General features: G+C 36.0%; 11 protein-coding genes. 6 read left to right on the top strand and 5 right to left on the bottom strand.

Features of this window, described 5'->3' with window-relative positions:
- Positions 1 to 592: 592 nt before the first annotated feature.
- Positions 593 to 787, top strand: coding sequence for a hypothetical protein (locus B9T23_RS16350; RefSeq protein WP_016165158.1), 195 nt, complete (start codon positions 593 to 595; stop codon positions 785 to 787).
- A gap of 206 nt (positions 788 to 993) precedes the next feature.
- Here the strand turns inward: B9T23_RS16350 and B9T23_RS16345 are convergent, their stop codons facing one another.
- A complete protein-coding gene (locus tag B9T23_RS16345; RefSeq protein ID WP_016165156.1) occupies positions 994 to 1251 on the bottom strand; it encodes a hypothetical protein in 258 nt (85 codons plus the stop codon).
- A gap of 245 nt (positions 1252 to 1496) precedes the next feature.
- On the opposite strand from B9T23_RS16345, the gene B9T23_RS16340 reads away from it, so the two are divergent.
- Complete coding sequence (locus B9T23_RS16340; protein WP_086194822.1) at positions 1497 to 1757, top strand: hypothetical protein; 261 nt, start codon at positions 1497 to 1499, stop codon at positions 1755 to 1757.
- Between the two features lie 52 nt (positions 1758 to 1809).
- Here the strand turns inward: B9T23_RS16340 and B9T23_RS16335 are convergent, their stop codons facing one another.
- Entirely contained in the window at positions 1810 to 2103 is a 294-nt protein-coding gene (locus B9T23_RS16335; RefSeq protein WP_143222544.1) for a mobilization protein, read from the bottom strand.
- A gap of 209 nt (positions 2104 to 2312) precedes the next feature.
- Here B9T23_RS16335 and mobQ point away from each other — a divergent pair, with 209 nt between their 5' ends.
- From mobQ to B9T23_RS16315, 3 genes are all read left to right on the top strand, one after another.
- The gene (gene mobQ / locus B9T23_RS16330; protein ID WP_086194821.1) at positions 2313 to 3749 is read left to right on the top strand and encodes a MobQ family relaxase; all 1437 of its coding nucleotides are present in this window, start codon (positions 2313 to 2315) and stop codon (positions 3747 to 3749) included.
- A 560-nt stretch (positions 3750 to 4309) separates the two neighbouring features.
- Positions 4310 to 5233: a replication initiation protein RepM gene (repM, locus tag B9T23_RS16320; protein WP_086194819.1), complete on the top strand. Its 924-nt coding sequence runs from the start codon at positions 4310 to 4312 to the stop codon at positions 5231 to 5233.
- A 51-nt stretch (positions 5234 to 5284) separates the two neighbouring features.
- On the top strand, positions 5285 to 5863 hold the full coding sequence (locus B9T23_RS16315) for a plasmid replication DNA-binding protein (protein ID WP_213033047.1): 579 nt from the start codon (positions 5285 to 5287) through the stop codon (positions 5861 to 5863).
- A gap of 238 nt (positions 5864 to 6101) precedes the next feature.
- Here the strand turns inward: B9T23_RS16315 and B9T23_RS16310 are convergent, their stop codons facing one another.
- Both B9T23_RS16310 and B9T23_RS16305 read right to left on the bottom strand, forming a co-directional pair.
- On the bottom strand, positions 6102 to 7298 hold the full coding sequence (locus B9T23_RS16310) for a hypothetical protein (protein WP_086194818.1): 1197 nt from the start codon (positions 7296 to 7298) through the stop codon (positions 6102 to 6104).
- Positions 7299 to 7458: 160 nt separating this feature from the next.
- Positions 7459 to 7785: a hypothetical protein gene (locus B9T23_RS16305; RefSeq protein ID WP_213033046.1), complete on the bottom strand. Its 327-nt coding sequence runs from the start codon at positions 7783 to 7785 to the stop codon at positions 7459 to 7461.
- Positions 7786 to 8003: 218 nt separating this feature from the next.
- Here B9T23_RS16305 and B9T23_RS16300 point away from each other — a divergent pair, with 218 nt between their 5' ends.
- Positions 8004 to 8822 (top strand): helix-turn-helix domain-containing protein, encoded by an 819-nt coding sequence (locus B9T23_RS16300; RefSeq protein ID WP_086194817.1) that lies wholly within the window; start codon positions 8004 to 8006, stop codon positions 8820 to 8822.
- A gap of 491 nt (positions 8823 to 9313) precedes the next feature.
- Here the strand turns inward: B9T23_RS16300 and B9T23_RS16295 are convergent, their stop codons facing one another.
- Entirely contained in the window at positions 9314 to 10432 is a 1119-nt protein-coding gene (locus tag B9T23_RS16295) for a Fic family protein (RefSeq protein ID WP_086194816.1), read from the bottom strand.
- Positions 10433 to 10920: the final 488 nt, after the last annotated feature.

The raw sequence follows: 10920 nt of genomic DNA, 5'->3' as shown, positions 1-10920 counted from the left end.
CCTCTAATTCTTTATTTGCTTCTTTGAGCATGTTTTTAATAACAAAGAATTAGAGGGTTAAAATTTCCGCTGCACTTGTTTCTTTATACTTATTTATTGTTATTGTGAGGCTGATTTAATCATTTGTTGATCAAAAAATCATCATAAAATACTAAGAATCCGATCACTGACATATAGGTTAATATGACTAAAATAATGCAATCCATTAAGCCTACAGATCATTAAAATGGACTTGGATATCATCATTATTAGTAACACACCCAAATTTTTCAGGGTGAATCTTTTTTATGTCACGTATAAATCTAAGACTTGCTTTACACGTACCTAAATTAATGTTCCACGACTTCTAACCCATTGATTTTAGGTTCAGGATTTTGGTTGCCATAACGTTACTTTGGGGTGTGCTCTAAAATTACATTAGGCCATTCATTAAAGTTGTAAACCCTAAATAGAAATGTCCGGTTTTCCATCCGATCAGGAATAACAATATTATTAATAAAAAACAATAAATTAAATAGTTGCTTAGTTTTCATAATGTATATATAGTGTATATACATTTTATTGTTTTAGTGCCTTTGGGAATAAATATCTTATGACTGATCAACCCAAAAAAATAAAGGCCAACAAAAAAGATGGGCAACTCTTAATTCGCATTAACAGCACTGAACGTGATGAGTTCATTCAATTGTGTGAAGCTATGGACACCAGTGCCGCTAGAGAATTAAGAAAATTTATCCGTAGTTTTATGAAAAAAAATCAGTCAGCGGATATTCATACCAAGGAGTGACATCATGTCGAAGCAAGTTAAAATCTTGAAACAGAAGATCAAAGCACGTCTTGAAAAGATTTCAAAACACAAAAACAAGTTAAATAAGTTCAAAAAGCAGCTTAAAAAACAGAAGTAATATAGTGAGGATTAGTCTCACTAGAAAGTAAAAAAAAGCTGAATTTCCTATTAGGAAATTCAGCTTTTTTCATTATTTACTGTCGGGACTATACCAGCTCAGAAATAATATCTGCCAATACTTCGTCTGCTTGCGAAGTACTTTTCACAGAAGAAATTTCCTTTTTAATTTTAGTGAGAGATTTCCCAGTTTCTTTAAAAGAAAAAACGGTTTTATTTCCTGTGAGGATTAGAGGGGTAAGATTAGAGACTTCCCCTATTTTTAAGAATAGCTCTGCCACTCTGACTTGATGAGCATAAATAGATCGTAACTTTTGGGTAATTTCTAAAGCAGTCCGTTTATTCATAAATATATCCATTAATTTTATTAGATTTTTTGAACATTTTAATTCTTATAAACCCAATCTTAGCAGAACCAGTATCGCTGAGTAAATGCCTAAAATTTGTGCATTATTGCACTTAAAAAACTGCTTATTGCTTATATATGGAAAGGCTTTCAGCTATTTAAAAGGGTAAAATCAATAAACTTAGAGATATCAAAGAAATATTGAAGTTCTATTCTGTTTACTTCACAAAATGAGTGTTAAACCATATGAAAAGAGATGAGTTTTTAGGGCAAGATCCTGAACGAAAGATTGTTTTTGCTTTTCTTTTTAGTAGGAACCAAAAAGCAATCTCCCTTTTTATAAAATACTCTGATGAAAAAACCCTAAAAATTGCAAAGCAGGCAATCTCTTTACACCTCCTATTTTGGCATTCTGGGGTAAGTGTTACTGATTTAAAAGAAGCCTTTGAAAGTGACCCTCGCTTAATCAATTCAGGCGTGGAATTTTGGGCAGAGATTGTTAAGTAGACTGCAAAAAAAATAATTTATTTTTTAAAACTCCATGCTTGGCTTTCCTAAATTACTGGTGCTTCTCTGAACCAAGTAAAGCTAAATTAAATAATAAGCGATCTCTATCATCAGTTAAATATTTGTCCATCTGAGCAATCAGTTTAGCACTGGCCTGTTCATCTTCTTCAGTAATTTTTAACATGCAGGATCCGATCAAAATCTTACGTCTTGTATCATCCTTTCGAGCCTGTTCTTTCTCTTTGGCTTTTTCTCTTGCTAGTGCTGCTTGTCTTTGAGCCTTTAACTGTTTCAGCTTTTCTTCCTGGGCCTTAATCTTGCTGTCTAAATTTTCAGTAACACTCATTAATCCAATACCATCATCCTGGGAAAACATCCCTAACATAAGCGCACTTGAATCTGCATTCAAGGTACTATATGTATAGTAATGTTTTCCTCGAAGAGCGCACTTATGCAAACTTCGTTTGCAAGTCCGATTGGGGTTCCCCCAATACCCCAACAACCGTATCCACGGTTGTATTTCACTTGGTGAAATTTTAAAAGCAAAAGGCAGTCATGGCGATCTATCACTTTTCAGTCAAAACCGTAGCACGATCAGCAGGGCGTTCCGCCACTGCTGCGATTGCCTATCGGGCAGGTGAAAAGATCTATTGCGAACGTGAAGGACGGGAACATGACTACAGCCGAAAAACCGGAGTGGAACACAAAGAAATATTCCTACCGGATGGCGCACCGAGTCATTTAAAAAACCGAGAGAAACTCTGGAACGAAGTTGAACAGCGCGAAACCCGAAAAAATTCAACCGTCGCCCGGGAATTTGAAATCGCTTTTCCAAGTGAGTTAAACCAGGAACAACGCCTGGCCATGCTCGAAGAGCTATGTTCTAGCATTGTGGAAAGGCACCAGGTGGCAGTTGATGCCTGTATTCATGCACCGCATATCGGATCCGGCAGTGATGAACGCAATTATCACGCACATATCCTGATGAGCACACGCAAACTCACCCCGGAAGCCTTTACCGAGAAAACGCGGGAACTGGATCAGAAACACAGTGGAGAAATCGAGCACTGGCGCGAACACTTTGCCGATATCTGCAATATGCATCTGGACATGGCCGGATCCACCGCCCGGGTCGACCACCGCAGCTACAAAGACCAGGAGAATGGCCTGGAAGCGACTTTGCACGAAGGACCGAAAGTGACCGAGCTGCGCCGACAAGGCATCGAAACCGAAATCAGCCGCAGCAATGATGAGATCAAACAAAGAAATCAGGCACAGCTGCAATACGGCAAAAATATGGACATGCTGATTGCTGAAAATGAAATAAAACTCAGCAAACTGAAAACAGAACAGCAGATTCAGATCGAACATAGCGCTAAAACGCCACCAATTGACGAAAAAACCGTGTTTGAGCAAAAACAGAGGGAAACCCTTGTTCAACTGCTAAAAGGCGAAATCAGCGCAAAAGACGCGAATCTAGACCTGGATTTCATGCAGCATCATCTGGAGAAGGTCGAAAATACCCTGAGCAAGCAGCAAAAGCACAAAAACGAGTTCAATCAGCAGCTCGCACAGGAGATTGTGAAAAGCGGACTCAAACAAAGTCATGACAAATTGCAAAGTCTGGTGGATCAACACAACGAATTAGGCCAGAACAAGCCGTTATTATTTGGAAAAAAAGCCTGGGAAGCGCAACGTGATGCACTCTACCAAGAGCACAAGCAACTGAAAAGCCAACATGAGCAGCAGAAAAAAAATGGCGTGAAAGAATTACTGCAAAACGAAGCATTCAAGGAACATGCCTGGAATAAATACCAAAAGCAGCATCCGGTCAAAGCCGAGCAATACCAGAGTCTTTACCGATCCTATCGCGTCATTAAAAAACATGTTGATGAGATCAAAGCAGAACACCAGATGAAACTCAGACAAGAACAACGACTAAAAGAACAACTGCATGCACCCAAAATGAAATCTCGTGGCATGAGTCGATAAACAGAGCGAGTGTCTACGAGCGAACTGAGAAAATTCGCCCATCCCTTTCCCTGATTACAAGCTCCCTATCCATCAATCACCTGCATTGCAGAGCATCCCGAATGGGTGCGAACTTTTCAATTTTGATTCCAGACCGAGCGTAGCGAGTAAAAAAAGCTGATGAGCGAAGCGAATTCCGAGTTGCTTTTGATCTTGCTTTTGCTTTTTCTCAAAGTCACGAAAATATGAAGCAAAAATTGCCCCGACGAATCGAGCGAAAGCGAGATTCAATAGAGTTTGAGCGAAGCGAAAACCAAGGGCAATTTTTACTTGTTTGTGTTTTTAATTATTTTTAAAGTTTTTAAATGCTTTTAGGTAGGCTGAATCCCTTTAAAATAAAGGGTTTTAGACTACATATCCCCACGTTTAGTTACCCATATCCCCACGTTTAGTTACCCATATCCCCACGTTTAGTTACCCATATCCCCACGTTTAGTTACCTATTAACCACTTATTTTTATTTGTGGTTATAACTACAATATTGTATCTTGTGGTTATAACATCAGTACTTACCAAAAATCATGTCAAAACAATTAGTAGTAAAGACCAATCGTTTAAATCAAGCATTCCAAACACTTTCATTATCTGAGTTTCATATTGTTCAGCTTGCTATAGTTGATGCTAGACAAACAGGTACAGGCCTAAGTACTGATACACCATTACGTATAGATGCTTTGAGATATGCTGAAACCTTTGGCACAACAAGACAAAATGCTTATCAGCGCATGAAAGAAGCAGAAGAAACCCTATTTAATCGCAGATTCAGCTTTTTCGATGAAGATGGAAAACTTGTAAAAAGCCGTTGGATTCAACAGGTAAAATATCTTGATGATGAAGGCGCAATTGAGCTTGTTTTTACTTTAGCGGTTGTACAAGGAATAAGTAAGATTGATGGAATTAAGGATTTTTTTACTCAATATTTGTTAAGTCAAACAGCAGGGCTTAATAGTACCTATTCAGCAAGATTATATGAGTTACTTATCCAGTGGCGAACTATAGGTAAGACGCCAGTTTTTGAATTAGATACATTCAGAGAGCAACTAGGAATAGGTATTAATGAATACCAACGTATGGATCATTTCAAAACTCGAGTTCTCGAACTAGCTGTTAATGAAATTAATGAAAAAACAGATATCAAAGCAAATTATCAACAACATAAAAAAGGGCGTTCTATTTCAGGCTTTTCATTCACCTTTAAACAGAAAAAAACTCCAAATAAGGAAATTGATAACACTGAAGATCCAAAAACAATAAATCTATTTTCAAAAATGACAGATCCACAACGTCATTTGTTTGCTAATAAACTTTCAGAACTTCCTGAGATGAGTAAATATTCTCAAGGAACAGAAAGCTATCAACAATTCGCTATGCGTATTGCTGAAATGTTGCAAAACCAAGAAAAATTCAAAGAATTATCTCCATATCTACAAAAGGTTGGTTTTTAAGCAAATTAAAGTTAATGTTCAAGTAGGATGTTCGGGTGGACATCCTTGAACATGCACTGGGGGATTACATTGAACACAACAAAATTCAGCGTAATGGACGCTAGTAAGGCCTTTAAAAAATCTCGAACAACAATCTATGAGGCATTAAAAAATGGAGAGTTATCAAGAGATCATGATGGTTTAATAGATTTATCAGAATTACTAAGAGTATATGGAAACCCTATAGGTGTTCAGTCAAGTACACGTACTGAACACGTTCAAAAGGATGTACAAGTACACGTTCAGTCTGAAGTTGAAAGTGTACTAAAAGACCAAATTTCTCTTCTTAAAAATCAGTTGGATTTAGCTAATCAAAGAGAAAAGTCTTTGATGCAACATATAGAAGATCTAACACATAGAATTGAGTTTAAAGGCACTTTAGAAAAGTCAGAACAAAAAGATATTGAGAAGATAAATCAATCTACTAATTCAAATATAGCAACAGATCCTCGGTTAGAGTCTGAGACGAACTATGACGGATTGACTACTCCTGAACAAACAGAAAATAAGCGGATTCCAGTACCAGAGCATGTTAAACCGGAGCCGCCAAAAAGAGGCTTTTTAAGCCGGTTTTTCCTACCTAATGGTTAAGGGTATTGTTTACGCTGGCTAATGAAAGATTTTGAAAATTGGTTTAGAAACAGGCGTATTGTGTGAATGATCCATTAAAAAGCCCAGTTTTTACAAACTGGGCTTTTTAATGGATCGCAATATCTTGTTATTACAGAAGTTATGCGGTGAATTTCGTATAAGGTGTATTATGTTAATTTTAGAAAAATTACATAATCATTCGCATAAGCGGTATTCGCCCACATTTAGTTACCTAATTTTAGCTTTCTATTTCAGCGATATCATCTTGAATAGTTATGTCTTTAAAGAGATTTATAGGCATAAGTTTATATGAACCTATAGTGAAAATATTACTTATGAAAATATCAGTAATTGCTTGGCGTTCAGATTCAGAAAACGCCTGCTCAATGTAACTGATTTTATATGCAGCATTTTCAACATAATTAATGAGAAAAGAAGAGAGCAATGACTTAATTTTTTGATCATCATACGACAAAAGCTTCTGAACAGAATCTTTAAACGCTTGGTTATTTTTAAAGTAAGAAAAGATCACATGAGTTTTATCACCTTCAGGGAAAAGATTGAAAAAAACATTCGGGAAGTCAGCAAAATCATCTTGTAGCTTTTGGGTTAAATTGACAGTTTGTTCTGAGGTGATAATTTTCTTTCCCTCAAAATCATAATAAGGAATAAACGTACTACAGCACACGATAGGGTATTCAGCATCAAAGCTGAAATAGCTATGCTCCAATGCCAAGGTATCTATACCTTCCCAAGAATACTGTATGTGATCGCACACAGCTCTAAGTTCTTGGGTCGTTAGCTTGTCATTTTCAGCTTTAAAACGAAGATTATCTAAATTATCTTGAGCTAACCAAGCCTTCATTAAATAATCAGGAGCATCCATTATTCCACTACGCATTAAGGGGATAGTCCCTTGAATATGAGGAGGAAGTGGTTGATCAGATATTCCCATCGCTTCAAGTTGGGCTTTGGCTGTATCAATATTCAGTTGAATTTTGATATTAGATTCCAATTTAGTATGTAACTCTTTGGCAGCCGATCTATAAGCATACGTTGTCATTTGATGTTCGGTAGCTGTAAAAGCTTCATCTTCAATAGGTGCAAAGATTGCCTTATCATGTTGACCGCAGAACCCTTTAAATACGCTAAAACTACCAATACCTTCTTTGATAAAACTACTGTGTGGTCGATCAGAAGGATTATCATTTGATAACTGCATCTTAAGGGTATAGACCATACCTTTCTCAGCGATATATGTTTCCATTTTACTACGCTGTATAGAATGAGCCTTGATAATAGAGTTGTTACATAGGTCATTATCCGACCCATTCCATATACATAGACTTTGGTTCGCAGCTCTTTGCTGTTGTGTTAAACGCTGATTAAACTTTATAACATCAGGGTGTGGGGCTTTCTTTTTTTCCGAAGTCATGGAACTTTATTCCTTTAAAAATAAAACTAAATAATTCACTTATTGGCTCTAGTCTTTATTTTTTTCAAGTCCCAATTTCTTATCCAAAATTAGAGTTAAATAAAGAGTTCATTTACGAAGTCAGTTAGCATATGTGTATTATTTTAATTTTAGGAAAAAATTAATTCTCAAATAGTTTAAATAAACTAAAAGTCACAAGGCCAAGCAGTGCGATTGGTAAGGCAGCAGTAAGAACAGCACCAGCAGCCATACCTCCACCAACTGTAGCACCAATAGTAGCCATTCCTGATGCAATTGCCGCACCACCAGCTGTTCCAGCCATACCAGCACTAGCAGCAATTGCTGCACCAGTTGTACCTGCAGTCGCAGCCATAATAGTCGCAGCTGATCCTCCTACAACAGCAGATGCTGTTGTCCCAGCAACAATTCCTGTGGCAGCAGTACTGATACCAGCTACAACTGTAGATGCTTTAATTTCATTACTCATATTTTAACCCTTGTTGAATTTTTTAGTCGTAATCATTTTATTGATGATCGATAAACACTTCATTTATTGAAATAATTTCATATAGAAAATACTAAATGAAAAAAAAGAATTCATCAAGAGTTAAATTATTTTTTTTGGAGTATTTTTTACTCCTAGCCCAACTATATTGACCCATTAATCCTTTCTGCTAATATCCTAAATATCAAAAAGAGGTTTTTATGCAAAAAGTAAATAATGATTCATTAAATTATGTAACGTCAATCAGTGCTCTATCTGGATTTATCCTTTATCACATTCGGAATCAAATGGGGTTAAATCAAAGAGAAATAGCTAGTATTTTTGATATAACACATACAACTTATGGAAATATGGAACGAGGAGATACTGCTATTAATTCCGATTTCATATACATGCTATGTACTTTAATTGGAGTTAAATTTTCAGATTATTTTAAATTAGTAGAAGATTTAATTATTGAAGTTGAAAAAATAGAACAAGCATTAAATGGTGAAAAAATAAAAATTCAGATTATACCTAGTTCAGATCTCCAAAAAATAATTATGGAAAACGCAAAGAATGGTTTTTCGATAGCACCTTCTACTGAGAACTTAAAAAATCTTTTAATAGGTCAAGATATAAATTTCTTTATTTCAAAAGAATTAAAAGAGCGTTTATCTGTAATAAGTCAGATAAGACTAACTAAAGAGCAAATTAATGGGATGATTAATCTAAAAAGTAATGAAGTTGAAGAAGCTATTCAATTTATAAAAAATGTAGATTCAGAATCTCCAGTTTTAGTAGCAGGAACTACAGTTGGTTCTTTAAGTGGTGTTGCACTGACAAATGCATCTTTAGCTGCATTTGGTGGTGGTGCTCTGGCCGCAGGTGGTGGAATGGCGGCTGGTACAATTGGTGCAGCTACTTTAACAACACTTATAGTAGCAGCGACAGCTTTTCCACTAACTTCTGCAATAGCAGGATATAGTTTATATAAGGCTTATAAACAAACAAAAGAAGATAAAAAATTAAAGAAATAAATCCATTTAACATAATGGCGCTTATACGAAACGAATAAAAAATAGTGTTAAATTTCAAAAACTTATAATATAATAAATTGGGACGCAAACCCTCAAAAGCCGGCTTGGAAACAAGTCGGCTTTTTTTTAAACTGTTTTGATATATTCCGCCAATAAATTTGATTGTTTTTTATTCAAAATGAAACTTTTTTCAATGTTACCAATCTTCCCAGGGCAAAAAATATCCCCAATTTCTGCGGATAAAACCGGGATATTTTATAGCCAACTTTGTAAGCATTTTCTTACATGAATTCCGGTTCTTTGCTGCTATCTGAGATACTGGAATTTTCCTATGATGAACTCATCAGGAACAGGATGTTCCAGGACATAAAACAATAATATTAAGTCTTAGCACGTGGAATGTGGGGATATAACGGCACACCTAATCAATAAAAAACCCTGGCAGGATGCCGGGGTTTTTTATTGATTAAAAATATTTTATGTTCATTCAACTATAACTGGGTATTGATCTGATAGCGTGTATTACGTCCACCACCTTCTAATTTGACGATACATGCTTTCTCAAGCAAGTCTGATAAGTGTCGGGTAGCGGTTGCCTTACTGACTTTAGCAACCTTTTGATATTGTGAAGCACTAATACCATGTTCAAAGCCATTTTCTCCCCCGTCTAATAAACGATTTAGAACTTTGCGTTGTTCTTCACTCAGGGCTAAATTTGAATATTTATGCCAAAACTGACTTTTAAACAATGTTCTACTGATCTGCGCTAATGTTTTTTCAAGGCTATCATTCAATGTGTCTAGAAACCAAATCAGCCAATCTGTGATATCAGAATCATTTTTTTGGGTTTGTTCTAATACCTCATAGTAACTTTTACGTTTGTTTAATATCGCAGTAGACATTGCATACAAACGGATGCTCTGTTCATCCATTTGAGCTAGAGCAAGGTCTGTAAGTGTACGTGTAATACGGCCATTACCATCATCAAAAGGATGCAGAGTAACAAACCATAAATGGGTAATGCCTGCACGTAACAGAGGATCAAGCAATGAATCATTCAGACTCTGATTAAACCACTCTATGAAGGCATTTAAGCGATCTTCTAAGCCTGCTCTTAGAGGTGCTTCAAAATGTACTTTAGGGTAATCCAATCGACCTGAAACGACCTGCATAGGCTCTGCCCCCCTAAGTTGACCAATCCGTAAACGTTGCATTGTCCAGTCTGGATCATTGAAAAGCCAACGATGCCATTGCATGAGACGCTCAACAGTCAGTGGTTGCTTAACATCGTTAAGCGCATCTAGCATGATATTGGCTAAACCTTCTGATCGATCTGAGCTTGGATAGGGCTGTTCAAGAGTGACACCCAAGCGTTGAGCTAGAGATGATCGCAATGAAAAAACATTGATGGTTTCATTTTCAATTGCTGATGAAGCAACAAGATTGGCAAGTAGAATATCTAGAGTGAATTGTTCTTTTGCTAAATCATACTGACTTTGTCCAAGAAGAATCCCTATTTTTTGATGTATCTGTCTGGTTTTAGGTAAGATAATTGAATCTTTCCATGTGAAATTTGTCCAGTTTTGTACTTGCCAAATCCATTCCTGCATTTTCAATCTTTCTCTGAAAATCTAAGATGAGTTGAATATAGCACATATTTGGCTCAATTAATGAGCCAAATATGTTGATTAATTAGCTCATCTATCTAGGACAGTTCTATTTGGGTTCTAACACAAAAAAGCGCGGATCTAATGTCCACGCTTCATATGATTTATACGATGGAAAGTGTAGTGAATTGGATAAGAAAAGCATAACCCTCTAATTCTTTATTTGCTTCTTTGAGCATGTTTTTAATAACAAAGAATTAGAGGGTTAAAATTTCCGCTGCACTTGTTTCTTTATACTTATTTATTGTTATTGTGAGGCTGATTTAATCATTTGTTGATCAAAAAATCATCATAAAATACTAAGAATCCGATCACTGACATATAGGTTAATATGACTAAAATAATGCAATCCATTAAGCCTACAGATCATTAAAATGGACTTGGATATCATCATTATTAGTAACACACCCAAATTTTTCAGGGTGAATCTT

The sequence above is a fragment of the Acinetobacter terrae genome (assembly GCF_002135195.1).
Taxonomy (GTDB): domain Bacteria; phylum Pseudomonadota; class Gammaproteobacteria; order Pseudomonadales; family Moraxellaceae; genus Acinetobacter; species Acinetobacter terrae.
The sequence above is the reverse complement of the archived record's forward strand: the minus strand, read 5'-3'. Positions and strand labels throughout refer to the sequence as shown.

Bases quoted from the DNA above. Each gene is read 5' to 3' on its own strand.
- B9T23_RS16335 (WP_143222544.1), bottom strand. From the start codon at position 2,103: ATGAGTGTTACTGAAAATTTAGACAGCAAGATTAAGGCCCAGGAAGAA.
- B9T23_RS16350 (WP_016165158.1), top strand. From the start codon at position 593: ATGACTGATCAACCCAAAAAAATAAAGGCCAACAAAAAAGATGGGCAA.
- B9T23_RS16310 (WP_086194818.1), bottom strand. From the start codon at position 7,298: ATGACTTCGGAAAAAAAGAAAGCCCCACACCCTGATGTTATAAAGTTT.
- B9T23_RS16345 (WP_016165156.1), bottom strand. From the start codon at position 1,251: ATGAATAAACGGACTGCTTTAGAAATTACCCAAAAGTTACGATCTATT.
- B9T23_RS16340 (WP_086194822.1), top strand. From the start codon at position 1,497: ATGAAAAGAGATGAGTTTTTAGGGCAAGATCCTGAACGAAAGATTGTT.
- B9T23_RS16315 (WP_213033047.1), top strand. From the start codon at position 5,285: ATGCACTGGGGGATTACATTGAACACAACAAAATTCAGCGTAATGGAC.
- repM (WP_086194819.1), top strand. From the start codon at position 4,310: ATGTCAAAACAATTAGTAGTAAAGACCAATCGTTTAAATCAAGCATTC.
- B9T23_RS16305 (WP_213033046.1), bottom strand. From the start codon at position 7,785: ATGAGTAATGAAATTAAAGCATCTACAGTTGTAGCTGGTATCAGTACT.
- B9T23_RS16300 (WP_086194817.1), top strand. From the start codon at position 8,004: ATGCAAAAAGTAAATAATGATTCATTAAATTATGTAACGTCAATCAGT.
- B9T23_RS16295 (WP_086194816.1), bottom strand. From the start codon at position 10,432: ATGCAGGAATGGATTTGGCAAGTACAAAACTGGACAAATTTCACATGG.
- mobQ (WP_086194821.1), top strand. From the start codon at position 2,313: ATGGCGATCTATCACTTTTCAGTCAAAACCGTAGCACGATCAGCAGGG.